Annotated in this window: 22 protein-coding genes; 12 read left to right on the top strand and 10 right to left on the bottom strand. The window is 47.0% G+C overall.

Going from position 1 to position 26,078, the window contains the following annotated elements; translation table 11 throughout:
* Window positions 1-677: 677 nt before the first annotated feature.
* Both HRU42_RS00680 and HRU42_RS00675 read right to left on the bottom strand, forming a co-directional pair.
* Entirely contained in the window at window positions 678-1,067 is a 390-nt protein-coding gene (locus HRU42_RS00680; RefSeq protein WP_295028032.1) for an ATP-binding protein, read from the bottom strand.
* Window positions 1,068-1,193: 126 nt separating this feature from the next.
* A complete protein-coding gene (locus tag HRU42_RS00675) occupies window positions 1,194-2,504 on the bottom strand; it encodes a SpoIIE family protein phosphatase (RefSeq protein WP_295028030.1) in 1,311 nt (436 codons plus the stop codon).
* A gap of 299 nt (window positions 2,505-2,803) precedes the next feature.
* On the opposite strand from HRU42_RS00675, the gene HRU42_RS00670 reads away from it, so the two are divergent.
* From HRU42_RS00670 to HRU42_RS00660, 3 genes are all read left to right on the top strand, one after another.
* Window positions 2,804-3,682, top strand: a complete 879-nt coding sequence (locus HRU42_RS00670; RefSeq protein ID WP_295028028.1) for a phosphate/phosphite/phosphonate ABC transporter substrate-binding protein — start codon at window positions 2,804-2,806, stop codon at window positions 3,680-3,682.
* Window positions 3,683-3,730: 48 nt separating this feature from the next.
* Window positions 3,731-7,261: a PAS domain S-box protein gene (locus tag HRU42_RS00665; protein ID WP_295028026.1), complete on the top strand. Its 3,531-nt coding sequence runs from the start codon at window positions 3,731-3,733 to the stop codon at window positions 7,259-7,261.
* A gap of 81 nt (window positions 7,262-7,342) precedes the next feature.
* Complete coding sequence (locus HRU42_RS00660) at window positions 7,343-8,845, top strand: sigma-54 dependent transcriptional regulator (RefSeq protein ID WP_295028024.1); 1,503 nt, start codon at window positions 7,343-7,345, stop codon at window positions 8,843-8,845.
* A gap of 164 nt (window positions 8,846-9,009) precedes the next feature.
* Here HRU42_RS00660 and HRU42_RS00655 read toward each other — a convergent pair whose 3' ends face one another.
* The gene (locus HRU42_RS00655) at window positions 9,010-10,476 is read right to left on the bottom strand and encodes a capsule assembly Wzi family protein (protein ID WP_295028022.1); all 1,467 of its coding nucleotides are present in this window, start codon (window positions 10,474-10,476) and stop codon (window positions 9,010-9,012) included.
* Window positions 10,477-11,050: 574 nt separating this feature from the next.
* Here HRU42_RS00655 and mak point away from each other — a divergent pair.
* From mak to HRU42_RS00640, 3 genes are all read left to right on the top strand, one after another.
* Window positions 11,051-11,941, top strand: coding sequence for a fructokinase (gene mak, locus HRU42_RS00650; RefSeq protein ID WP_295028020.1), 891 nt, complete (start codon window positions 11,051-11,053; stop codon window positions 11,939-11,941).
* A 123-nt stretch (window positions 11,942-12,064) separates the two neighbouring features.
* The gene (locus tag HRU42_RS00645) at window positions 12,065-12,808 is read left to right on the top strand and encodes a YdcF family protein (protein WP_295028018.1); all 744 of its coding nucleotides are present in this window, start codon (window positions 12,065-12,067) and stop codon (window positions 12,806-12,808) included.
* 62 nt (window positions 12,809-12,870) lie between these two features.
* A complete protein-coding gene (locus tag HRU42_RS00640) occupies window positions 12,871-13,548 on the top strand; it encodes a DUF2982 domain-containing protein (RefSeq protein WP_295028017.1) in 678 nt (225 codons plus the stop codon).
* A gap of 84 nt (window positions 13,549-13,632) precedes the next feature.
* Here the strand turns inward: HRU42_RS00640 and HRU42_RS00635 are convergent, their stop codons facing one another.
* The 4 genes from HRU42_RS00635 to galU form a co-directional block, all read right to left on the bottom strand.
* On the bottom strand, window positions 13,633-14,052 hold the full coding sequence (locus HRU42_RS00635) for a polymer-forming cytoskeletal protein (protein WP_295028015.1): 420 nt from the start codon (window positions 14,050-14,052) through the stop codon (window positions 13,633-13,635).
* A gap of 133 nt (window positions 14,053-14,185) precedes the next feature.
* A complete protein-coding gene (gene napF, locus HRU42_RS00630; RefSeq protein WP_295028012.1) occupies window positions 14,186-14,671 on the bottom strand; it encodes a ferredoxin-type protein NapF in 486 nt (161 codons plus the stop codon).
* A gap of 76 nt (window positions 14,672-14,747) precedes the next feature.
* A complete protein-coding gene (gene galE / locus HRU42_RS00625; RefSeq protein ID WP_295028010.1) occupies window positions 14,748-15,761 on the bottom strand; it encodes a UDP-glucose 4-epimerase GalE in 1,014 nt (337 codons plus the stop codon).
* A complete protein-coding gene (gene galU, locus HRU42_RS00620) occupies window positions 15,758-16,681 on the bottom strand; it encodes a UTP--glucose-1-phosphate uridylyltransferase GalU (RefSeq protein ID WP_295028008.1) in 924 nt (307 codons plus the stop codon). Before galU ends, galE begins: the two co-directional genes overlap by 4 nt.
* 369 nt (window positions 16,682-17,050) lie before the next feature.
* On the opposite strand from galU, the gene phhA reads away from it, so the two are divergent.
* From phhA to maiA, 5 genes are all read left to right on the top strand, one after another.
* A complete protein-coding gene (gene phhA / locus HRU42_RS00615) occupies window positions 17,051-17,848 on the top strand; it encodes a phenylalanine 4-monooxygenase (RefSeq protein ID WP_295028006.1) in 798 nt (265 codons plus the stop codon).
* Window positions 17,849-17,921: 73 nt separating this feature from the next.
* The gene (locus HRU42_RS00610; protein WP_295028004.1) at window positions 17,922-18,260 is read left to right on the top strand and encodes a 4a-hydroxytetrahydrobiopterin dehydratase; all 339 of its coding nucleotides are present in this window, start codon (window positions 17,922-17,924) and stop codon (window positions 18,258-18,260) included.
* Window positions 18,261-18,482: 222 nt separating this feature from the next.
* Entirely contained in the window at window positions 18,483-20,021 is a 1,539-nt protein-coding gene (gene tyrR, locus HRU42_RS00605; protein ID WP_295028002.1) for a transcriptional regulator TyrR, read from the top strand.
* 251 nt (window positions 20,022-20,272) lie between these two features.
* On the top strand, window positions 20,273-21,259 hold the full coding sequence (locus tag HRU42_RS00600; RefSeq protein WP_295028000.1) for a fumarylacetoacetate hydrolase family protein: 987 nt from the start codon (window positions 20,273-20,275) through the stop codon (window positions 21,257-21,259).
* Between the two features lie 127 nt (window positions 21,260-21,386).
* Window positions 21,387-22,040, top strand: a complete 654-nt coding sequence (maiA, locus tag HRU42_RS00595; RefSeq protein ID WP_295028061.1) for a maleylacetoacetate isomerase — start codon at window positions 21,387-21,389, stop codon at window positions 22,038-22,040.
* 93 nt (window positions 22,041-22,133) lie between these two features.
* On the opposite strand, the gene HRU42_RS00590 is transcribed toward maiA, so the two are convergent.
* Together HRU42_RS00590 and HRU42_RS00585 are read right to left on the bottom strand one after the other, a co-directional pair.
* Window positions 22,134-22,475 (bottom strand): FKBP-type peptidyl-prolyl cis-trans isomerase, encoded by a 342-nt coding sequence (locus HRU42_RS00590; RefSeq protein WP_295027998.1) that lies wholly within the window; start codon window positions 22,473-22,475, stop codon window positions 22,134-22,136.
* An 86-nt stretch (window positions 22,476-22,561) separates the two neighbouring features.
* On the bottom strand, window positions 22,562-23,440 hold the full coding sequence (locus HRU42_RS00585; protein WP_295027996.1) for a LysR family transcriptional regulator: 879 nt from the start codon (window positions 23,438-23,440) through the stop codon (window positions 22,562-22,564).
* Window positions 23,441-23,537: 97 nt separating this feature from the next.
* Between HRU42_RS00585 and HRU42_RS00580 the strand changes: the two genes are divergently transcribed.
* Window positions 23,538-24,776, top strand: coding sequence for an MFS transporter (locus HRU42_RS00580; protein ID WP_295028059.1), 1,239 nt, complete (start codon window positions 23,538-23,540; stop codon window positions 24,774-24,776).
* Window positions 24,777-24,789: 13 nt separating this feature from the next.
* Here HRU42_RS00580 and HRU42_RS00575 read toward each other — a convergent pair whose 3' ends face one another.
* A complete protein-coding gene (locus HRU42_RS00575) occupies window positions 24,790-26,070 on the bottom strand; it encodes an MFS transporter (RefSeq protein WP_295027994.1) in 1,281 nt (426 codons plus the stop codon).
* Window positions 26,071-26,078 lie beyond the last annotated feature (8 nt).

Raw genomic sequence — 26,078 nt, 5'->3', positions numbered from 1 at the left:
TACGCTTCGGGCCTGAAGGCCCTCCTACAAAAATGGGACAAACTGCATATTCCCATTAACATCGATATCGGGCCATCACGGTTCGGGCCTGAAGGCCCTCCTACAACGGAATAAACCGATACCATCCACAACAAATCTGATGACGCTAGGATTGTCTGCAATTGTTTATAATCGCTTGTCGTAGGAGCGGCTTTAGCCGCGAGAGAACCCATCAGAACCCATCACAACACATCATCAATCCATTGGGCTATCACGCTTCGGGCCATTACGCTTCGGGCCATCACGGTTCGGGCCTGAAGGCCCTCCTACAAAAATGGGACAAACTGCATATTCCCATTAACATCGATATCGGGCGATCACGGTTCGGGCCTGAAGGCCCTCCTACAACGGAATAAACCAAAACCGATACCATCAACAACAAATCTGATGACGCTAGGATTGTGTAAAATTGTTTGTAATCGCTTGTCGTAGGAGCGGCTTTAGCCGCGAGAGAACCCATCAGAACCCATCAACAATCCATCGGGATTCGGGCCATCACGCTTCGGGCCTGAAGGCCCTCCTACAACGGAATAAACCAATACCAATACCATCCACAACACATCAACATCGATATCGGGCTATCATGCTTCGGGCGATCACGGTTCGGGCCTGAAGGCCCTCCTACATGAAACCCATAATCAGCGTAACAGGCTCAACCTGAGGTGAGTGCCAGCGACTGAGTTCTGGAACTTCATCTGATCCATCCAATTTTGTATGATCCATAAGCCTCTCCCCGAGAGTGAGAAAGGGGAGGGACAATCTACTTGATTGTCTATGGGGGTGTAAGGGGAGTTATCGAGCAGATCTATGGTGATGATCTCTTGATCGCAATGCAGAATGACGACTATCTGTTCCAGACGGCTGTCGGTATGCTGTAAGACGTTGGATAATGCCTCAAGAATGCAGGTTATGACTTTAAATCTCTGTTGAGTAGGCACGCTGTTTTGTTGCAGAAACAGTTCGAACTCGGCACATAAGAGCTTACTACTCCAGACTTTTTGCGATAGATTTAATTGTATGCTGTTCATATTGCCTCCAACGGGCCTGGGCTAACTTGTTTATATCGAAATATACGGGTTGAGATCATGTTTCAAGTTTTTGTAGAACTGACTCGCTGATGCACGATTCATATTGATCACTTTTCTTGTCCTGATTCATGTCCGGATTGAGTCCTGAGACCGTGGATGCAAAGTCATTTCATTATTAGGGTACGACTGGGCGACGTTTATTTTTGCTGTATCCAAGTTCGAGGTGGAAATTATCATCATTGAGATATCATCCTGAGGGGAGTTTTGTTGCCAGAGGTCGATGGCGTGACTGAGGTGATGCAACAGAGCTTCCGGTGATAGTTGGTGTGCATCTGAGCAGGCCTTGACTAGCCTCTGTTGGCCAAACTCGCCATAGGTGGGGTGCTGGCATTCATATAAACCGTCTGAGTAGAGCATTAGGTGCTGTTCACTGCTCAAGAAGAATGAGTTGTACTGGTATTGAAATTGATTATCGATCCCTAGAGGCAGGCCTGACTCTAGGCTCATCATAGTAGCGCTATCATTATCGAGCAAGATTGGCTGGGGGTGGCCTGCTATCGTTATTCTCACTTGGCCACTGTCAGTATTGGCTATGCCCAGGATCAAGGTAGCGAACCGCCCGGCATTTTCAGGGTCTTCAAAGTCTGCATTAAGCTCAGTCACTATTAACGCGGGATCTAAGCTGTCCCAATGGCAACTCTTACCGCTGAGTCTCTGGGCCAGTGTAAAACTTTGCATCGAGGCTGCGATGCCGTGGCCGGTGACATCGAGTAAATAGAAACCCAGATGAGAATCGTCGATGTTAAAGCATTGGAATATGTCGCCAGCCAGGTCCTGAGCGGGTTTAAATCGGGTGGCCAGGCTCCATTGATTGGTAAGCTTGCTCGATGTTGGCAGTAATGAACCTTGTAGTCTGGCGGCGCTATCGAGATCTGCTTGCACTTGTGCTAAGTAGGCTTGTTCCTTAGACAGGGCGTGGTTGAGCGCCTGGTTCTGGTCGCTCAGGTGCTGTTGCATCTTGACGATGCGAGCCGCGGCTAATAGCCTCACTTTTAATATGCTAGGTATAAAAGGTTTGGTGAGAAAGTCATCGGCACCCGATTCAATGCCTTCTACCATGTGTTTTGCCTGATTATTGGCGGTTAGCAAGATGATGTAAGGTGGAGATGGGGCCTGCTTGAGTCGTTGACATAACTGGGGGCCGGTTAAACCTGGCATGCGCCAGTCACTGATCACAATATCGGGAATCTGGCTTTGATATAACTCGATTGCTTCCTCACCGCTAGCGCAGCTGGAGACGTTCATTCCCATGCTCTGTAGTAGCTTGACTATAAAATCGCGCTCGCTCTGAGTATCTTCAACCAGCAGGACTGAAAGTGTGTCTAACCGAAACTTGACAGCAGCCGTGGACATCCTATGTGTTGCAATCGAAGTCATAAGCAAGCTCATTACCTTATAGGGGGTATCAAGATAAAGGCAATCTTTGTGCCATAGCCTGAGCTTATGGTTCTATCTTGTTGTTAGTCTTTATAAAGTGTGCTGACTGGTGTTCATCTTGCTGCTGTATATTAATTGCAAAATGCAAAAATGTGATACATATTGGAGTAATAGATTGTTTTCTTGTGAGAAAAGGATCTTGTTGCCGAATTGATGATGGTGGGGTTAGCTTAGCCTGCTGAGATTTGGCATAGGCTTTGCTCCAGTATCTAGGATCGTCACAGGTAAGGATACGCATAATGAAAATATCACCATGGCTCAACACGTATCTGCTCTCCTCTATTGCCTTGTTTTTTTGTGGTGTTTTTGCGATGCAAGCATCTGATACAGAACACACAGTTAACGAACCTTCGAATCTCACCTTTGGCGTGGTGCCGCAACAAGCCGCTAGCACCCTGGCAAGAAAATGGTCTCCCTTACTGGCAGCCTTGTCGCAAAATGCAACTTTCCAATTGCATTTTGCGACGGCTCCCGACATTCCCACGTTTGAGAGGCGCTTGGCCAAGGGGGAATACGATATTGCCTATATGAACCCCTATCACTTTACCGTGTTTAATGAATCGCCCGGTTATCAGGCGCTGGTAAAAGAGCAAGGTAAAAAAATAACAGGGATTATTGTCGTGCAGAAGGGTTCTAAGGCTCAGTCCCTGTCAGATCTCGATGGACAGTTATTGGCCTTCCCAGCTCCCGCCGCTTTCGCTGCGAGTGTGCTGCCTAGAGCCAACTTGAAGATAAAGGGCATTAACAATCAAATAAAGTATGTTGGATCTCATGACTCCGTTTATCTCGCCGTAGCCCAAGGGTTAGTGGCTGGTGGAGGAGGGGTGAAGAGAACCTTTAAAACCATGGATAAAGAGGTGACCGAGCAGCTGCGAGTGCTATGGGAAACACCTGGGTACACTCCCCATGCCGTGGCGATTCATCCAAGAGTGCCGGTGAGTGTCAGAGAAGAATTAATGATAAAGTTCACACAATTCTCTTCGACTCAAGAAGGATACATGCTACTGGAAGGGCTTGGATTTAAACCTTTCGAAGCCGCTAATAGTCGTGATTGGAATGATGTGAGAGCGTTAGGCTTGGGGAGTTTCTCTCAGCCCTTAGAGACGAAGGATAAATAATGATGAGGCGCTTATTGCTTTGGCTCAAAGATAAGAGGGCGGTTACTTATGACGTTTAGGCTCAAAACGGTTTTAGGCATCGCGCTTATCGAGGGCGTGCTTTTGATGCTGCTGGTTTATACCAGTGTCGATTACCTCAAGAGCTCCAATCAGGCTGAGATTGAAAAACGTGCGCGTTCAGTGGTGGCGCTATTTGCCGCGGCGGCTAAAGATGCGGTTATTAGCACAGATGTCTCCACCTTACAGGAGTTGTCCAGCGAGCTACTGGACAATACTCAGGTGTTATATGTGGCAATTTATGATCGCGATAACTTGCTCGTCAGGGCGGGAGAAGTAAGCTTAACCTCGACTCGCGATCTATCATTCGCCGCTGAAGAGGTGTTAGCTAAAGTGGGTGGCGGCTTTGTCGATATCGAGGATGGTGTGCTCGATGTGAAGGCCGATATTATTGAGTCAGGATTTGTGTTCGGCCGTGTTGAACTGGGGATCAGTATCCATGAGTTCGATCAATTTTTAGCGCGGGCCACGACGCGTTTTAGTTTGATTGCCGGGTTGGAGATGTTGTTGGTTGCGCTTTTTTCTTGGTTATTGGGCAGTTATTTGACCAAGAACTTGAGTGAGTTGAAACGGGCATCGAAGAGAATACTCCAGGGGGAAACCGGGGTTCAAATCCCGGTGAATAGCCATGATGAGATAGGTCAAACTAGTCTGGCATTCAATCGTATGATTGAAAAAATCGAGAAAAATGCTCAGGAGCTTGAGAGTGCCAATATTCGACTCAGTACGATTTTAGAAGCCGCCGTGGATGGCTTTATCATCATAGATACCAAGGGGATCATCGTGCAGGTAAATCCGGCCATCGGCCACCTTTTTGGTTATGAAAATAAAGATTTGATTGGCCAGAACGTATCCATCTTCATGCCGAGCCACGAACGACACATGCAAAATGATTTCCTGATGCGTTTTATTAACTCTAAACGAGGTGTACTACAAGGCAAGGGCAGGGAGCTGGTGGCGCAACATAAGAGTGGTAAGCTATTTCCTATCGATCTGTCCGTCTCTAAGATGTTGATCGACGGCGACATCATGTTACTGGGCTTAGTGAAAGACTTAAGTGATATAAAGCGCAAAGAGGCGGAAGCTAAACGGACCGAGTCGATTCTACTGGCGACACTCGAGGCGAGCCAAGATGCACTCATTACCATAGATATCACCGGGCGTATTCAAGAGTTTAATGAAGCGGCCAGCCAGCTGTTTGGCCATAGTCGCGAAGAGGCCCTGGGTGAGATTTTAGAGGATCTGATTTTTGTCGATATTGAGAGAAAGGCGTTCAAGGAAGGGCTGGAAGTCTTCAGGAAAACCGGTGGTGGTCCTGCGATAAAGAAGAGCGTAGAACTCATGTCTATTCGGTCTGATGGCACTCACTTTCCGGTTGAGATGAAGATGATCCCGGTACAGCTGGGTGATGAGATCTTGCTCACTGCCTTTTTACACGATGTTTCAGAGCGTATGCAGTATGAGACTGAGTTAAAGCAGGCTAAGGAACAGGCAGAATTAGGCAGTAAGGCTAAATCCAGATTTCTGGCCACCATGAGTCATGAAATTCGCTCCCCATTGAATGCCGTGTTAGGTGGAGTCGAGCTCATGCTGGACTCTAAGCTGAATAAAGATCAACGTATTTATGCGCATACGGCTAAAGAGGCCGGTACCGCCCTACTGAGCACCATCAACGATATTTTAGATTTTTCCAAGATTGAAGCGGGACAGATGGTGTTGGAAAATATGAGCTTCTCGCCTGCTAAGATGGTGGCTCAGGTGATGCAGATTTTAGCACCTAAAGCCAATGAGAAAGGCGTCAATTTAGCGACATTTATTAATAGAAATGTACCGGACCTCGTCAAGGGGGATGCTCAGCGATTGCGTCAGGTGCTGCATAACCTCGTCGATAATGCGATTAAATTCTCCAGTGGTGGCTGCGTGTCGGTAGAGATGTGGATCCCGGACAGCCATCACCAAGAGGTGCAACTTCACTGCGCCGTCACAGATGAAGGCATTGGCATTAGCCTGCCGGCGCAGAAGAAACTGTTTCAAGAGTTTAGTCAGGTCCATGATCAACATAATACCAATTACAAGGGCACCGGATTAGGCTTAGCCATTTGTTCCGAGTTAATTATCATGATGGGGGGGGAGATCGAGCTGAGTAGTCGTCTTGGACATGGCAGTTGTTTCAGATTCAACGTACGTCTACAGCTAGAGGAGCAAAGAGGCAGTTTTTTCCATATTCCTGCACATGCGAGAGTCTTGCTGGTTCACCCTGATAAGACCTTTTCTCATCTGGTCAGAAAACAGTACAGCCAGTATGGGGTGCAGACCGTCAATGTGAGTCAACTCACAGATATTTTCAAGATAGAAGCGGTGAAAGGCAGATTTAATCTTATACTGATCGATGATACTAGCTTATCTCAGCTCAGTTTAAACTTATCGAATCAATTTAAGCGAGACTTCCTGTTCGAAGATGGCTTAATTGCCGCCTTGATGTCGGGATTAAGTCCTGAAATGCCTGTGGTTATGGCCGATATCGGCTTAGAGCAAATGATCAATAAACCCTTGAGTCGAGAGATGTTGCTTGGTTTGCTCAGTGGCGAGAGTCTGGATGAATCAGATAGCAAAGAGGTCGAAACTCTATTACCTGAGCTGACATTAAGGAATAAAAGGCTATTACTCGCTGAAGACAGCCCGTCAAATCGGGTCATCGCTGGGGCCATGTTAGCTAAATCGGGTTTCGAGGTTGAGTTCGCCCATAATGGCAAAGAGGCGGTTAAGATGTCAGCCGAACATGACTATGGCTTGATATTGATGGATATGCGCATGCCTGAGATGGACGGCGTCGAAGCGACGCGAGAGATCTTGCTCGCTCAGCCAGATACCGTGATATTAGCCATGACGGCCAATGTGTCGAAAGAGGATGTAGAGTCTTGCCTCGATGCTGGCATGAAAGACTTTGTCGCGAAACCGGTTAATCAGCTTGAGCTGGTGAAGGCGATCAACAAATGGCTTCCCAGCTCAGATGTCATTGACCTGCAAAACAAATATACTCAGGATGAAGGGGAAAATACCGACAAACCTTGTGAAGCCAGTGTTCAGGAATTAAGCTTGATTAAAGAATCAACGATAGACGATATCATGAATGAAAAAACTGATGGCCCCTATGTGATAAATAATGAAACGCTCCTTACGGACAGATTATTCGACGAGCTAGTGCTGTCTGAGCTGGTCGAGGCCCTAGGACAAGAGTCCATGCAAGGCATGTTTAATGTCTATCTGCAAGAGACCCAAGATCGTTTAGAGAAGTTAGCCTCATTAACACTGTCGATGAACTTTAACGAGATAGATGATCAGGCTCATACCTTGAAGAGTAGCTCAGGCAGTTTTGGCGCTCAAGCCCTTTATGAAGTGGCTAAATGCCTGGAAAAAAGTGCCCGAGATAAAGACAAGAGTGAGGTAGAGTCATATCTGCTAGAAGTACAAGAGATTGGTGAGCAGACAATAAAGGCCTTTAGGGAGCGCTTTGCCGCTTAGATGCCGCCAACCAGACTTATTGATAGGATATGGATAAAACCATAAGTAAATAAATTGGTGAAAAGAATAGGTAAAGAAAATATGGAAATTAAGCACTCATTTACCGTTTTACTTGTTGAAGACAGCATGTCGCTGGGGGCCTTGTATACCGAGTATCTGCGCGGAGAAGGCGCGAAAGTCACCCATGTTAATCATGGCGAAGATGCGTTAACTGAATTGTCGACTTGGCAGCCAGATCTGCTGGTGCTGGACATCAAGTTACCCGACATGTCAGGCATGGAGATACTGCAAAAGGTTCAAACTCAATACCCTGATACGACAGTGATAATGATCACCGCCCATGGCACCATAGATCTCGCCGTCGAATCGATGAAATCTGGTGCTTTCGATTTTATCATTAAGCCATTCGATGCTAAACGTCTCTCCATCACTGTCCGTAACGCGCTGAAACAAAGGCTGCTGGTTAATCTCGTTGCCAACTATGAGAAAAGCTTACCTAAGGCTAACTACATGGGATTTATCGGTGAATCCCTCGCGATGCAAACCGTATATAAAACCATAGATTGCGTTGCCAATAGTAAGGCTTCGGTTTTTATCATAGGAGAGAGTGGCACAGGTAAAGAGGTCTGTGCTCAGGCCATTCATCATGCCGGCAATCGCAGTGATAAACCATTTATCGCACTCAACTGTGCCTCAATTCCTAAAGATTTGATAGAAAGTGAGATCTTTGGCCATACCAAGGGGGCTTTTACTGGAGCCGTCGCTAACCGAGATGGCGCAGCGACTCGTGCACATGGGGGGACGCTGTTTTTAGATGAAGTCTGCGAGATGGAACTTGAGCTGCAAAGCAAGTTTTTACGATTCATTCAAACGGGGATCTTTCAAAGAGTCGGTGCAACCAAGGAGGAGAAAGTCGATGTGCGTTTTGTCAGTGCGACTAACCGCATTCCATGGGATGAAGTGAAAGCCGGAAGATTTAGAGAAGATCTATTCTATCGATTGCACGTGATACCTATTGAGTTACCTGCGTTAAGAATGCGTGGAAAAGATGTGCTATTACTCGCTCAAAAATTCTTAAAAGAATATAACACCGAGGAAGGTAAGCGGTTTAAAAGTTTCAGTGGTGAGGTGAAAAAAGTCCTACAGGCTTATCATTGGCCGGGAAATGTCCGTCAACTGCAAAATATAATCAGACAGATGGTGGTACTTAACTCCGCCGATATTATTGATGAGTCTATGCTACCTTCGTTATTTAAATCAGACTCGAGCAACAGCCTGACTCAAATTAAGCCCGTTATCTCCATTACGAGAGCCAATCAGGCTTCGGCAGTCAATAACTGCGAGTCACTCGCGATAGATGAGCAGGCCAGCAGCAACAAGCTGCAAGTAGCAGACTCAGGAATTGATAACGTTGAGACCATAGTGCCACTCTGGTTGTCAGAGAAACAGACGATAGAGGCGGCCATTGTGCAGTGTGGCGGAAATGTACCTAAAGCCGCAGCCCTGTTAGACATCAGTGCTTCGACAATTTACCGCAAGCGTCAGGGGTGGGATGAATTACAAGGCGCTGTGTCTGAAAATTAGCCTCTAGGTTTTACCAAGCCAAGCAGGCAATGCTTATTCGATGAGCTGTGCTCTATTAGGAAAAGAGAAAGAGACTGGCACCCGAGCTCAGTCTCTATCCTTCGGCAGCGATGCAGGCCTAGATTAGCTCTCGTGGTGAGCGTGCCAAGGCCTAGGAGCTGCTATTAAAAACTTCTTTCCCAGGCGGCGTACACAGTCGTATCCCAGTCATCACCACCGCTAGTCATGTATTCACTATATCCTAAGGTGCCACCGACTTTTAGCGTACCGTCATAGAAGGGTCTGTGATAGCTGGTATCGAACTGAACCATACGTTCATACTCACCAGGCGATACCGGGTTGCCCCCTTCAGGGTTAGATGTATCTGTGCCATCGAAATTGAGTTTTAGCAATCTCAGTTTGTTGGTGATGCTCTGACCGCCACCGAGCTGAGTGATGCCACCTATGACCAATGTTCTGGAGTCATTGTCATAGGTGCTACCTAGACTCTTGCCATAATAGCGGTAGCCATCTTTGTAGAAGCCGTGCTCATACATGCAGTTATAAACCTTGTCATCAAGGCCACAAGAGGCTGCAGTGTCAACATATTCGATGAAGACTCGGGTTCTGATATTGGCCAATACGAAGTCAATTCCCCCCATGTTAGATGCATTGATCAGCTTGTTCTTACCGTTATGGTAATCTTCATGGGTGCGCTCGTAATAAATACCGTAGGGGATGCCAAAAGCGGTGTCTGACCAGCGGAAATCATAGCCGGCGAGCATGTTTTCCTGACCATTTGCCAGATCGGCTTCTGTGCCTCCACCGTTAGCTAATCCATCCCACCAATCACTTAAGCTATTGCCATAGCCTTCACCGCCCCACTGCATGGTCCAGGAGAAGCCAATCTCTAGCTTAGAGATGGGTCTGAGTGTTCCCCGAGCGCCCCAATGTTTAGTATCTGGCACATAACGGTCACTCTCCATCTGACTGAAGCTGGTGGTGAAAGTCCAGGGGCCAATCCAGTTTAGCCAAGGTGTTTCGAATGCCTGGCTGTTATTGCGGCTAAAGGTGATGCCTGGCATAGGTCTGGCGTTAGTCGTCTGAATGAGACCCGTATCCCAGCCAGGTCCCCAGTACTTTTTCTGGGCACCGGCGCTGACAATCCAGTTACCTAACATGACGGCGGCGAAACTGTTATCTAAACGGGCGCTGTCACCATCGATAGGATCGTAATGATAACTGGCTGATACTCGGCCGCTGAACCAGTCTTTGGTGACTTCGGCATTGACTGTGGTTTCCGCTTTATCTCGGTAGTCATGACCAAAACCTAGAAAGCGGGCATTATCTGTTGCCGCTGCCAGTTTAACTTCGGCATTAAAGCTCTGGTGATCTTTTTTATAGGCGGCCATGACTCGGTCATAGGCGTTGGCCTGCATTGAGGATAATGTTTCAACTTCTGCCTTATCCATATCTTGCTTTAGCCCTGCCCACATCAAGGGGTAGGTTGTCACTGGCTGCAAAATAATGCCGGTATCGGCGAGCAATTGAATGTCGGCTCTTAGAGCAAGGTCGTCAGGCTCGACCCACCAGGCGGCTTGTGCCGAAGCACATGTAAGAAGTAGCAATCCAGATAATACTTTTAGTTTCATGGTAATCCCTTATTTCATTGGCGGGAATTCTAAGTGATTTAAGCCATGTGTGACAGTATTGAGATGAGAAACTGTGTAAAATATATTTATCGTATCGTGTAGATTTGATGCCTATTTATTTTATGTGTGTTTCGCTTTATTTTTGATGTCGATTGGGAAAAGGAGGAGTGAATAAAGAGATGGATTTTTTCACAAGCAAGCAGTCGAGGTCAGGTGCTTATCTGGGTAAAGGGTATAATAGCGTTTCCTTATTCTTTAACTTGCTGATTTTTCTAGTGGGGTGAGACTCGATATCGCACTCGAAAACTGGGTTATCTATTTAAGTGAGTCGATGGTGAATACGATTGCAGTACGCTTGAGCTGGCTACCTTTCACTCGTAGCTTAACTTAATCTGGCGAGTATAGATGAGGTTAACTAGCACATTTTCGATGTGTTTCGATGAAAATGTTATTAAATGCCGTTAAATGTTGCTCGTGTTTACTGATATAGTTATCACGTTGGGGAGTAACGTGAGTGTGCCAGGCAGGGCGAAATAGTCAAAAATTAATCAGATTGGATAGTGGAGTAAGACAGATGTTGCGAATGGGCGTTGATCTTGGTGGTACTAAAATAGAGCTGGTAGCCTTGAATGATGATGGAAAAGAGCTATTTAGGAAACGTTTGCCTACACCTAGAGAGTATGAGGCTACACTCGACACTATCGTGAGTCTAGTGAATGAAGCCGAGACGACACTCGGCATGACGGGGAGTGTCGGTGTCGGTTTCCCGGGGGCTATCTCGCCCTTTTCAGGCTTAGTCAAGAATGCAAACTCGACCTGGATTAATGGTAAGCCTCTGGATATTGACTTAGGTCATCGTCTGAATCGTGAAGTCAGGGTCGCTAACGATGCTAACTGTTTCGCCGTCTCTGAAGCCACCGATGGTGCGGGCGCGGGTAAAGGCATGGTGTTTGGCGTCATCATAGGCACGGGCTGTGGCGGTGGTATCGCCATCAATGGCCGCGTTCACAGTGGCGGTAATGGAATATGTGGCGAGTGGGGCCATAACCCACTGCCATGGATGTCGACACAGGAGTTTAATTCCACCTCGTGTTTCTGTGGTAATAATGACTGCATCGAGACCTTCATTTCCGGTACTGGTTTCGTGCGGGATTATAACCTGGCCGGCGGTAATGCCACCAAGGGCTCAGAGATCATGGAGCTGGTCGATGCCGATGATGCACGGGCCGTTGCGGCATTTGAGCGCTACATAGACAGGTTGGCCAGATCCCTTGCCCATGTGATCAATACACTCGATCCGGATGTGGTCGTGTTGGGCGGAGGCATGTCCAATATCGATGCCATCTATCCTAAGCTGTCCCAAGTGTTAGCAAAATATGTGCTTGGCGGCGAGTGCCGTACCCCTGTGGTGCAGAACCGTTATGGCTGCTCATCTGGAGTGCGGGGGGCCGCTTGGCTGTGGTAATGCCAATCCCACTAATAAAGGTGTTCGATGCTAATACTAAACGCCTAATACTAAACACCTAAAGCTACAGATATAACGACTTATGTTAGACTAGCCCAAAATTAGGTTCACCGGGCTAGCAACATGATGTTTGAGCTTAAAAAAGCACTCTCGCAACTCTTTATGCCAATTCCTTTGCTTGTTCTATTATTGCTATTTTGCATCCTGATGCTGAGAAACCGTAATAGGGTTCGTTTCGTGTTGGCTGTTGCCGTGGTCATTCTGGTCTTTTTGAGTAGCTCGGTGGGGAGTAATTTATTAACGGCTTCTCTTGAAAATCAATATAAGGTCAATAACCAAGCCATAGGTGCCAGCTGTTTAGTCATGGTGCTCGGCAGTGGCCATGATGATGACATCCCCGGCGGCGCCGTGCATCAGTTATCGGCCACAGCTTTGGCTAGATTAACCGAAGGCGTACGCCAGTATAGACTCGGCAAAGATTGTATTCTGATTGTTAGCGGCTGGGGCGGAAGTGCCTCTAAAACGCCTCATGCTCACATCATGGCTGCAGCTGCCATGCAGCTTGGGATCCCTAAAGATAGAATTATTACGTTCCCATTAGCTAAAGACACCATAGAAGAAGCCCAATATCTTCAATGGGAGATGGGTACCCATCCATTTAGGCTCGTCACCTCGGCAACTCATTTGCCTAGATCCATGGCCATTTTTCAAGGCCAAGGTTTAAGCCCAGAAGCCGCCCCCACAGATTTTATCACCAGACAAGGCTATTGGTGGCAGCTGGATGCCAATAACTTACTCTCATCTCAGCGCGCCATTCATGAATATGTCGGCAGACTCTGGTTTACGCTTAAATATGAAAGTGGCTAGGACTGGTGTAAAACAAGTAATTAAAACTCAATAGCAGTAAATAGATCTTTTTAGGATAACTCTTGGATATTGAACTAGTACAGATCAACTCGAAATTTAAACGTAACAGCAGAACCTTGACCTTAGTCGGTGCGATACTACTGACAATAAGCATAGGCTTGTTTTTGTCCTCTACAGCCATGTTTGCCCCTGGTATGCTCTGCTTCTCGTTAGGGGCAATATCTATAGTGCTCGGAGTGTCCAAAATTCTTGAGCCTGAAATCAGCCTGGAGCTTAACCAGCAAGGGCTTAAGTATCACCACAGACGTGGCAGTATTTTCATCGAGTGGGATAATGTACAGAGGATAGACATTCCTCGTGGACTGGATGGTTTCGAGCCTATCCAATTGCCATACATAGGTTTCAAACTCAAGCGAATCAACCCAGTGCTGGACATGATACCCGGTCGACTGGCCACAGGCCTGTTAACCGAGCAGCGACCCTTGTTGATGTCTGCGGTCACCCTGGATGAAGACTTAATCGAGTTCGAAGCCTATATGAACTCAGAGTTTACCCCATTAGAGGTCAATGATGAGCGCTACAGAGGTGTCCTGGCTATGTTCGGTCACAGATGTGAAATGTTAAGCAAAAACATGGGGTTTCATATTTATATCCCCATAGATTGTCTGGACAGGCCCGCCGATGAGTTTGTTAAACTGCTCAGAGAATACCTGCTAAAGGTAAGACAAGTCCAAGAGTAGCCTTGTCGCTGGAGTAGGCGCCCTAGGAAGGCGCCTGGAACTGTATTTACCGCAGATGAGGTCAATGAGTTACAGCGGGTTAATTCAGTTTGCTTGTCGCTCAGCTTGAATATCTGCTTTAGGCTCAGTGTGACTGTCTTGGTTCAGTGGAACTGTGTTCAATAAGGCGATATCTTCTCTTACACGCATACCGATAAACTGACCCCCCTCAAATATCTCCATAGACTCACAGGCTATCTCACCTTCGACTGTGCCTGTGCTGGTGATATTGAGTTTTTTACACTTAAGCTTGCCCTTGAAGCTACCCGAGACTTTCAGCTCCTCACAGTTCAGTTCTCCATCAACATAACCCTCAAGTTCTATGGTGATTTTCCCCGTTGAGCTTACCTTGCCGTACACCTCTCCCCCGATGAGCGCTTCCCCGGTAAAGTGGCTCTCGCCTGAGATTTTTGTACCCTGGGCTACGAAGGTGAGTCCTGTGTTGTTTTTTTTATTTCCGAACATAATGCTCTACAAATAGACCCTGAATAAATTGATATTAACCTTTTATTAACAGTAAACACACCACTAATATTGGGCACATTTTAGTCATTTTTTGGCTGTGCCTTGTTTGAGTCGACTAGAGCAATCGCTCTGTTTATGGGCCAAGGGACAGAAAGTGGATGGCATTGCTGGGGCAGGGAGAAGCACAGGCGCCGCAGCCGGTGCATAGGTCTGTGTTTATCACAGGTTTAGGCGCCTGGCCGATGGCGGATTTAAAGCTGATGGCGCGCTCATCGCAGGCATCTTTACAGCTTTGGCACCAGACTCCTTTATATGCCAGACAGGACTCCTGTACACCAGCCTTTAATTCCCAGGGGGCTTGTTCGGTATCGAGAAACAATGGCTCGGGGCAAACTTCAACGCACTTCTTACAGAAGGTACACTCGTCATCGGCAAAGTTAATCTCAGGAAAACCACCATCACCCCGGAAAATAATCTGTGTCTCGCAGGCCTTGATGCACTTATCACAGCGGGTGCAGATATCGGTGAATTCGATATCTGTTTTACTCCATGGCGGACGTATGGCGTTGGACTTTTTTCGACTAAAAAGGCGTCGACGACCCTGATTAATATTACTCATTTGATACTGCTTCATTAAGTGAAAACTAAGGTCCTAAAACCCTCTTATATTCAAGCTTAGGACCTTAACTTATAGTCTATTGTCCATAGCCGTTAGGATTACTCGACTGCCAGTGCCAACTGCTACTGGCCATATCTTCTAGGCCATGGGTCGCTTTCCAGTTAAGCTCGCTCTGGGCTTTATCCGGGTTGGCATAACAAGCGGCAATATCTCCTGGGCGGCGTGGGACAACTTGATACTTGATGGGCTTACCGCAGGCATTCTCAAAGGCTTTCACCATATCGATGACGCTGTAACCTTGGCCTGTGCCTAAGTTATAGGTTACCAAGCCAGACCGAGTGTTGAGTTTATCTAACGCCCTTAGATGACCTATGGCCAGATCGACCACATGAATATAATCACGCACTCCGGTGCCATCATGGGTGTCGTAATCATCACCGAATACGCTGAGTTTATCACGTTTCCCCACGGCTACCTGAGCGATAAACGGCATCAGGTTATTGGGTATATCATTAGGATCTTCGCCTATACGGCCACTCGAGTGAGCGCCTACGGGATTGAAGTAGCGCAGTATGGCGATGTTCCAGCTAGGATCTGAATGATGCAGATCTTGTAATATATGTTCGACCATCAGCTTAGACTGACCATAGGGGTTAGTGGCACCTGTGGGAAAGTCTTCGGTGATAGGCAGGCTGGCAGGATCGCCGTAAACGGTGGCCGACGAGCTAAAAACGAGATTTTTAACATGGTTAGCCGCCATGACTTCGCATAGGACTAAGGTGCCGGTGACATTGTTCTCATAATAGCGTAATGGCTGGGCCACAGATTCACCAACGGCTTTGAGCCCGGCAAAATGGATCACAGACTGGATTTTATGGTCACTAAACACCTTCTGCAGGAAGGCTTTATTGAGCACATCACCTTGATAAAATGTGACTGATTTTCCGCTGATCTCTTCTACTCTATGTAGGGCTTCGATGCTTGAGTTTACTAGGTTGTCGACGATAACCACGTCTTGTCCCGCATTTAACAGCTCTACCACTGTATGGCTGCCGATATAACCCGCGCCGCCTGTGACTAATATGGTCATGACTGTTTTTCCTCGTTTAACTGTGTGACTAGATTAATTAGATATTGTTTGAAATCTGGACCTATCTGTTTATGGCGCAGTGCATGTTCTATGTTGGCCTGCATATATCCCAGCTTGTTGCCGCAATCGTGGCTCTTGCCCTTCATGTAATAGGCATTTACTGTCTGCTTTTCCATCATCATGGCGATGGCATCGGTGAGCTGAATCTCATCTCCTGCCCCAGCTGGAGTCTTGGCCAGTAATGGCCAAATGTCTGCGGGTAGGATGTAACGCCCGACGACGGCCAGATTTGATGGCGCCTCTTCTATGCTGGGTTTCTCTACCAGCTGAGCTAAAGGCGCAGAATCACCGGGCCTTAGCTGATTGCCATTGACGTCGGCGATACCATATTGATTGACTTGCTCTAAGGGCACGCCTTCAACCATGATCTGGCCGACATTGGTTGAATTAAATAACTTCACCATTTCAGCCAGGTTATCTTGGCTGAGGTCGCAGCTGGCTTCATCGACGATAACATCGGGTAATAGTACGGCAAAGGGCTCATCTCCGATCACTGGCTTAGCGCACAAGATAGCATGGCCTAACCCTTTCGCTTGGGCTTGCCTGACACTGATCACTGTCACACCGGTTGGACAGATGGACTGTATTTCGGTCAATAGTTGACGTTTCACTCGTCTTTCTAGCTGGGCCTCGAGTTCGAAACTGGTATCGAAATGGTTTTCAATCGGATTCTTACTGGCATGGGTAACCAGGACGATTTCATTGATGCCTGCGGCGATGGCTTCATTGACTACATATTGAATTAGCGGCTTATCGACGACGGGCAGCATCTCTTTTGGAATGGCCTTAGTCGCAGGAAGCATTCTTGTTCCGAGTCCCGCAACCGGGATCACAGCTTTACGTATTTGCGCTTGTTTCATTTTTATCCTTCGCTTAGTTGCCTAATTCGGTTGCAAAACCTGCTTAACCTGCTGAGTTTAGTCGCTTATCACTCGCTTAGTCAGTGATAATTCCAGCCTCATGGCTCTATTTTAATAAACTGACAAGGAAAAGCCATGTTATTAGCCTACTTAGGAGTAAAAGTGTGTTTCTATAATATAGCGTAAAGTTAAAGGTACGGGGTAATGTCATTATTTATAGTTGGTTACAATATTCATTACTTAGGCTGTAACAGAAAGATTACGAACTTGGTGTGGGTTTAGGCAAACAATAAACCGTGAGGGAGTTAACAAAAAAGCTAGATTGATTGAGTATGAATAAGGGAACCATAACGAGTAAAGTAAAAAGACATGAGTAAAAATACCGAGTATGTGGCTCGATTACCAGATGCAGATGGTCACATCGATTACCCTCAAGCAGAACATGATATCTGGCAAGCCTTGTATTCGAGACAGCTGGGGAATTTATCCGCATATGCCTGCAGTGAGTATCAACAAGGTTTGATCGATCTGGGTTTATCGGACAGTAATATTCCACAGCTTCAGGATATCGATAAGGTGTTGTTGGATTTAACGGGCTGGAAAACGGCTGCAGTGCCTGCGTTGATCTCTTTCGAGCGCTTCTTTGAGCTGCTGGCTAATCGAGAGTTTCCTGTTGCCACCTTTATCCGCAGTAAAGAAGAATTTGATTACTTAAGAGAACCAGATATTTTCCATGAGGTCTTCGGTCATTGTCCCCTGTTGACCAACGAATCGTTCGCTAAGTTTTCGCATACTTATGGACAATTAGGTTTGGCGGCTAGCAAGGAAGACAGGGTATTATTGGCTCGTTTGTACTGGTTTACCGTCGAGTTTGGCCTGATCCGCAATCGAGACGATTCCTTGTCAATCTATGGCGGGGGTATATTGAGTTCACCGGGAGAAACCTTATATGCGATGGGTGGTGGGCCACAGATTAAACCCTTTAACCTGGTCGATGTGTTAAGAACACCTTATCGCATCGATATCATGCAGCCTGTCTATTACGCCATAGACGGCTTATCGTTTCTCGATGAAATCGCTGAGATGGATATCATGGGAGCCGTCGCAGAAGCTAAACAGCTAGGCATGTTTGCCCCCCTGTATGAGCCGAAATCTAAAGCCAGTTAAGTCATAGCAAATTTATCTGCTAAGTGCCATATTTGTCATTTAGTTTACGAGCATAAAATAAGAAGGAAGAATAATGTCTAAGTTATCGGAAATGAAATGTGAAGCGTGCCAGATAGATGCGCCTAAAGTTTCTGACAGCGAGCTCGCAGAGCTTATCAGAATGATCCCCGACTGGGGAGTCGAAGTGCGTGACGGTGTGATGCAGTTAGAGCGTGTCTACAAATTCAAAAATTTTAAGCTTGCCATGGTATTCACCAATGAGCTGGCGGAACTGGCCGAGGCAGAATTTCATCATCCGGGGATCTTAACCGAGTGGGGCAAGGTCACTGTGACCTGGTGGTCTCATTCAATTAAGGGGCTGCATAAAAACGATTTCATCATGGCAGCCAAGACAGACCAGTTATTAAAGTAATATTAATTAATATAAAATCAGCAGGTTAGTTTATCTGGTCTGCTCATTTTTTTCAAAACCGCCCTTCGTACTGTAAACAAGACTTGCCACATTTATCATAACCTTCTAACGTATAAGCCTTTGATGAACTGCTAAAAGCCGAGTTTCATATTTGAAATGGACGGCTTTTTATTTGTGAGTTATCCCAATAACGATACTATTAATAAAGGGAAATTTGACAGTATGCGTCTTGAAGTATGTTGCTTGGACCGGGTCGGTCTGGCCAAAGACATTTTGATGATTTTAGAAGGTTACGGCATCAACCTTATCGCGATAGATGCCAGTAACCAAGGGTTCCTCTATCTGCAGTTCGCCGAAGTCAATTTCGATGTACTCAGTGAATTATTGCCCCTGATCAGGAAAGTGGAGGGGGTGCATGATGTCCGCACCGTGTCTTTTATGCCATCGGAGCAGGAGCATTACGCCTTAAAAACCTTGCTCAAAACCCTGCCCGACTCTGTATTTTCAATCGATGTGAAAGGTCGGGTGCGGATCGTGAATGAATCCGCACTCATGACGGTGGGCATGGCCGAACATGAAATAATCGATGAACCGCTTAGCCACTGGGTGCAAGGCTTTAACTTTAGTCGTTGGCTCAGTGAGAATTTAGTGCTGGCGCAGGCGACCCGAGTCAACATAGGGCAAAACGAGTATCTAGCCGAGATGCTACCCATCTATCTGCCCGATGAGAATGAGAAAAGCATACTCGCAGGCGCCGTAGTCTCGTTGAAATCACCGGCACGAGTGGGCAAGCAGTTTAATGCACTCCAGAATCAGACCTTAGGTTTCGAAAACGTGCTTGTGACCAGTGACAAGATGAAAGAGGTGCTGGTACAGGCACGTCGTATGGCGCAACTCGATGCCCCCCTGTTGATCACTGGTGAGACAGGCACGGGCAAGGAGCTGATGGCCAGGGCTTGTCACGATGCCAGTATGCGCAGAGAGCATCCCTTCGTTGCCATCAACTGCGCGGCCTTGCCGGACAGTGCCGCCGAAGAGGAGCTATTTGGTTTCGTCAGTAACGGCACTGTGGTGAAGAGAGGTTTCTTCGAGGAGGGCAAGGGAGGTACCGTTTTTCTCGACGAGATTGCCGAGATGTCTAAATCGGCACAGGTTAAACTGCTTCGCTTACTCCAGGACGGAACCTTCAGACGGTTAGGCGGAGACAATGAGGTGAGGGCCGATGTCAGGATCATCTGTTCGACTCAGAAGAACCTGGCTGAGTTGTGTCAGACCGGTGAGTTCAGAGAAGATCTCTTTTATCGGATCCATGTATTGAGTTTTCACATGCCTTCACTGCGTGAGCGCAAGGTAGATGTGATCCCGTTGACTGAGATGTTCCTCGAGCATTATAGCCAACAATTGTCTATTCCAATCAGGCGTATTTCGGCTCAATGTCGGGAGCATTTACTCAACTATGCCTGGCCGGGGAATGTACGTCAGCTAAAGAATGCCATCTTCAGGGCCGTGTCTATGTGGGATGGCTCTGCCGAGTTATCGGTGGAACACCTGAAATTGCCTTCCTACGCGGAAGGATTCGGTTATTTTGATCATCAATTTGAGGGCAGCTTAGATCAGGCGATGAAACAGTTTGAATCCAGCCTGCTAAGGCGACTCTACCCGGCATATCCAAGCACGCGTCAGCTGGCTAAGAAGTTGGGGGTTTCACACACGGCCATCGCCAATAAGCTCAGAGAGTATAAGATCAGCAAGCAAAAATAGATGTAAAAGCTTATTGCCACCCGGTGACGGGTTTTGCTGCATATTTTCGCTGAAAAGCCCTTATTTTAGCTGGATAGAGTGAGTGTAACTATATCTTTACGCAATAGGAGCGTGTTGGGCCTAATGTGATTTAGGTCACGCTATTCCTATCTGGCTATGCTTAGGGTATTTATACAGTCATTATTGTAATAGACATGATACTCAACTGAGAGTAAAACTCAGTCGGGTGCCGATTTAGGATAGGAGCGGGTATGAAGTTAGCCAGTTATAACAATGGTCGTCGTGATGGCCAGTTGATGTTAGTGAGTAAAGATCTTTCTAAAACTGTAGCTGTGCCTGCAATTGCTCATACGATGCAGCAGTTAATCGATGCCTGGGAGCTACTGCAGCCACAACTGCAAGAGCTGTATGAAGCGTTGAACGATGGCCTGATCGATAATGCCGTCGATTTCGATGAGGCCAAGTGTTTATCCCCTCTGCCTCGTGCTTTTCAATGGGCCGATGGCAGTGCTTATGTTAATCACGTCGAGCTGGTTCGTAAGGCTCGTGGCGCAGAGATGCCAGAGACATTCTGGACCAATCCCTTGGTCTATCAAGGCGGCTCAGATTGCTTTATTGCGCCTAAAGCCGATATTCCATTGGCGAGTGAAGAGTGGGGCATAGATTTCGAGTCAGAAATTGCCATTATTACCGATGATGTGCCCATGGGCGTATCGGCTGATTCTGCACAGAAGCATATCAAGTTGCTGATGTTAGTGAATGACGTGTCTCTGCGTAACTTGATCCCGGGTGAATTGGCTAAGGGCTTTGGTTTTTTCCAGGCCAAGCCATCGAGCAGTTTCTCTCCTGTGGCGGTGACGCCTGATGAGCTGGGTGCTCGCTGGGAAGACTCGAAAGTGCATCTGCCACTCATCACTCATTTAAACAATGAGCTGTTCGGTCGTCCTAATGCTGGCGTCGACATGACATTCAACTTTAGCCAGTTGGTGTCACATGTTGCCATGACCAGACCCTTAGGCGCTGGTGCCATCATAGGTTCGGGTACCATCTCAAACTATGATCGTTCGGCGGGGTCCAGCTGTTTGGCCGAGACGCGCATGCTAGAAACGATTGCCGATGGTAAACCATCGACCTCATTTATGAAATTTGGCGATCGGGTCCGTATCGAGATGCTCGATGATAATGAGCAGACTATTTTCGGTTCAATCGATCAGCAAATCGTCGAATATAAAGGTTAACTTTTACAATATGTGATAAGAACGGGGCTAATTCAATCGGATTAGCCCCGTTTTTGTAAGCCCAGACTTTTAAGTCCAAATTTTTAAGTCCAAATTTTTAAGCCCAAATTTTTAAGGATGTATGATGTTGAAATTATACGGATACTGGCGTTCGAGCGCCGCATATAGAGTCCGAATTGCCTTGAACCTTAAGGGACTCGATGCCGACTTGTTATCAGTGCACTTGGTGAAAGATGGCGGTGAGCAGCATAAGGCCGATTATGCCAAGCTAAATCCCCAGGAGTTGGTACCGACCTTAGTCGATATCGATGACTGTGGTAATGAGTTCGTGTTGTCGCAATCTATGGCTATTCTCGAGTATCTGGAAGACTGCTATCCACAGGGTGCTCTGCTTCCTACCGAAGCCAAATCTAAGGCACTAGTGCGCGCCCTCGCATTGTCTATAGCCTGTGAAATTCATCCGCTCAACAATCTTAAGGTGCTGCAGTACTTGGCCGGCGAGATTGGCATAGCCGATGAGGCTAAATCTGCCTGGTATCATCACTGGATAAATGAAGGATTCGGTGCATTGGAACAACAACTCGAGCAGCATGGCGGACGTTTCTGCTTCGGTGACAGCGTGACCTTAGTGGATCTGTGTTTAGTTCCACAGGTATACAACGCCCACCGCTTCAAGGTGGATTTGACCCGCTATCCTAATATTGTACGTGTCACCGAAAATTGTAATCAATTAGATGCATTTATCCAGGCTATGCCAGAGAATCAGTTTGATGCCGTCTAGCGGATGCTAGTCTGTTGGAGGGTATTCTCTAATAGACTCGTTGCCACATAGGGTCAGGTTGAACTGGCTCTATATGATTAAACTCAATGCAGGTTAGTCATCTCTTGTGAGCACTTCTAATAGCTCAATCTCGAAAAATAGATCAGAATTAGCTGGGATCATAGACCCTATTTGACGCTCTCCATAGGCGAGATGAGCCGGGACCTCGAGCTTACGCTTACCGCCGACCTTCATCCCCATTAAGCCGATATCCCAGCCCTTGATCACTCGGCCCGTGCCTATGACACATTGAAATGCCTTGCCCTTGTCGTAGGAAGAATCAAATTTACTTCCATCTTGCAAAAAACCTTCATATTGGGTGGTGATCAAGGCGCCTTTGACTAATTCTTTGCCGTCGCCAATCTTTATGTCTGTTACGTGTAATTCACTATTCATCTGTTTGTCTCAGTTAATACCAATCGGTATAAATGCTTTTATTCTGGCTATGTGGCGATGATTTTATCACGGCTATAAACTAAGCATCACCTGTTTTTCATCAAGAAATCAACGAAGGCCCGGTCAGCCTGGCTGATGGGGCGCTGTTTTTTCCAGGCGATATGCAGATCGAGAAACACTTGAGGCTGAAAGGGTTTAGCCAAAATATCGTCCTTATCGCCGATCACCATCTCCAGCACGCTGGTGATGGCAAAACCTTGTGATACTACTTGCTTGATAAGGTTGATAAGGTTGGTTTCGAAGGCAATATTGGCTCTGAGCCCCAAGGATTTAGCTTGGGTTAACATCCATTCCCGATGAAAGTAGCCGGGTTTGAACATCACCAGCTCATGTTCGAAGAAGGCTTCTAAACTGATGCTCGGCTGTGCTGCCAGGGGGTGTTCAGGTCCCATGGCGACCACCATCTGTTCCCTTAGCAACAGGTGGCTGTCAAACTCAGGGCTAAGATCTTGGGCGGTGATGATGGCGATATCCACCTCTTCACGGGCAAGCATCTTGAGCGAGTCCCGGGTTCCCCCTTCGAACAGGCACAGTTTAAGATCTGGGTATTGATGACGAAATGCCATCAGGCGTGAGGGCAGGTAGAAGGAGCCAAGCATGCCAGGCACGCCGATCCTGACCTCTCCCTTAGTCAAGTTTGCCATTGACTTGATGTGGGTCTCGGCCTGCTTCATTTGCTTGATGATCAACAGGGCATGCTGATGCAGCACCTTACCTTCTGCGGTGAGACTAAGCTGTTTGTTGCCTGGGCTAGCCCTGTTCACCAGAGTGACGCCTAAGGAGCTCTCGAGGCGTTTGATACTCTGGCTTAAAGCCGGCTGGGCCATATTCAGGCTCTGGGCCGCCTTAGTGAAGCTGGCTGTTTTTACCAGGGCATCGAGATGCTTAAGTTGTCGTATATCCATAACAATAATCAATGACTTTGATTGATATAATCTATTATTGTTATGTTAACCTCGGTGCTAACCTATGTCTATGGAGTTCGACCATCGACTTGGGCCTATGTCTTTAACTGATAACACAAACATTAAAAATAAAGAGCTAAGGCTTATTTGGGGCTTGTCTATCGCCTCTGTGGTCATCTATATCAACCTCTACTTAGTGCAAGGCATCTTGCCTTTGATTGCCGAGACCTTCGATGTCGATATCAGTCACTCGACCTTGTTACTCTCGGTCACTAGCTTTGCCATGGCGTTTTCACTGTTGTTTTATGCCTTGCTATCCGACAGGATCGGACGTAAGACGCCCTTGATGATCAGCTTATACCTACTATTGTTGACCGATGTCCTGATGATCTTTGTGGCAGATTTTCCATCTCTCGTACTCTTACGATTGTTGCAGGGAGTCTTGCTCGCGGCCGTTCCTGCCATTGCCATGGCTTATTTTAAGGACGAGCTGAGCCAAGCATCCATGCTAAAGGCGGGGGGAGTCTATATTGCAGCGAATAGCATCGGCGGGATCTTAGGTCGTTTGATCGGCGGCGCCCTGTCATTACACTTACATTGGCAGCAAGTGATCTTGGTTATTTTAGCTATCTCGATTGCAGGTGTGCTCTTAGTACATTATTTGCTGCCCAATACCACTAAGTTAAAGAGCCAAGAAGAGCCCAAAGCGAGGGGCAGCATGTTCAGGGCTGAAGATCTTAATGGCTTTGTGGTGCATCTGCGTGATGCCAAGCTCAGACAAATTTACCTAGTTGGCGGCCTGGCTTTTCTGGTCATGGTGAATCAATTCAGTTTCATTCAGCTCCACCTGATGTCGGCGCCGTTTAGCTGGGGCCGCTTCGAGGTGACCCTTATTTTCCTCTGTTATCTGAGCGGTACCTGGGCGTCTTATCATTCCGGTCGTTGGATTACGCGCTTCGGGCGGCGGACTCTGTTTCGATTATCTCTGTTGCTGATGTTTTTAGGCTCCTTGATGACGCTAGTCGATACCGGCGTATTCATCTGTCTGGGATTCCTGATGACAGCATTCGGTTTTTTCTTTATCCACAGTGGTTGTAATGCCTGGGTCACCCACAGGGTAAAGCGTCACCGAGCCAAGGCGACGTCTCTTTATCTGTGTAGTTATTATCTGGGAGCCGCCTTGGGTGGACCCTTATTGATGCCATTTTGGCATCATTGGGGCTGGGAAGGCGTGGTGCTTGGCTCAAGTATGGTTATGCTGCTCTTGAGCCTGGTTTTACTGAGATTGACTAAGGATGAGTCGATGATATTGTCAGTCCATGCAAGTCATAGCTAACTATGCTTGTGAGTTATGACTCACTGCACTTGTTTTTCTGAAAAGGCCAAATTTTTGCCTTAAAGTGTCCATGGTAGAAGATGATGCCTGCTGTGAAGGTAATCGATGAGCCCAATAGCAGTGCCCACTTCACATCAAACATAGAAACCACACCGCCCACTAAGGCCGCGAGTAAATTACCCAGACAGAAAATGGTCACTAGCATGCCCATTAGCTTGCCTTGTGCCCGGTTTTCATAGGAATGAGAAAGGTAAGCAGGAAGGAAACCGTTGTAAATGGCGATGCCGGCGCCCATTAAGGCAAATGTGATCAGGTAAGCTTGACCGATAAAAAAGGGTAATGCAGCCAGAGCTGAGCCGAAAAGGAATATTCCCAATAGACCCGCATAAGGGTGATCTAGCTTTCTTTGTATGATGGGGTTGATAAAAATACTGGTTAGAATCATGCATGTAGTAAGAAATACAGTGGCCCAGCTGATATCGACAGCAAGATAGCCAAACTCTCTTACCAAGTACAGGGGATAATACTCATAATAAAGATTGACCCCCATAGTCAAGAAGAGATAAAGCACAAAGAAACGCCTCAGATCCGGTTGCGATAGCAGAGACAGGCTTGATCCTGTCTCGGCATTTGTATCGGGTTTATCTAAGCTCTTGGGCAGTAAAAGATGACTGATCAGGGCGCAGATCAGGCAGGCGAGTGCCGCTACCCAGAACACCATATCTATGCCTGCCATAATCAGGTATCCCCCAGCCAAGGGACCGAGTAAGTAACCGCCATATCCCATAGAGCTTATCAGAGAAAAGCTGCGCGTCTTGTCTATAATGGGGTGGAGATCGGCTGCAATTGCACGTGCGATAGCAATATTGCCTTCACATAATCCTGTGAGTAAACGCGAGATACAGAAGAGGAGAAAGTGCTCAGAAACGGCGGCAATAGCGGTTAAACTATAGCCTAGGGCGCTGCCCAATAACGTTAGAGTTAATAATTTTTTACGGCCGTAATTATCTGATATTGCGCCAATAACGCTACTGCCTATGATAATTCCTAGCGGATAAATTCCTAATACTATGCCTAACAGTATCTCAGAAGGGAGATCTAAGAATTGAGTCAGTGGTGATGTCCCTTCAGCAAACAGTGGTGCCAATATCGGATAGGGTAGGGCGATGCCGGCAACGCTGATCAAGGTAACCAGTAGGGTAATATAGAGAATATTATTGCTGCTGCGTTTCTCGTTGTTAGAGTCCGAATTTATCGCTTTTAAGTGTGGCTGGCTGTGCTGAAATGGACTCATATAGATAA

Source organism: Shewanella sp., from assembly GCF_013214165.1.
Lineage (GTDB): Bacteria > Pseudomonadota > Gammaproteobacteria > Enterobacterales > Shewanellaceae > Shewanella.
The sequence above is the reverse complement of the archived record's forward strand: the minus strand, read 5'-3'. Positions and strand labels throughout refer to the sequence as shown.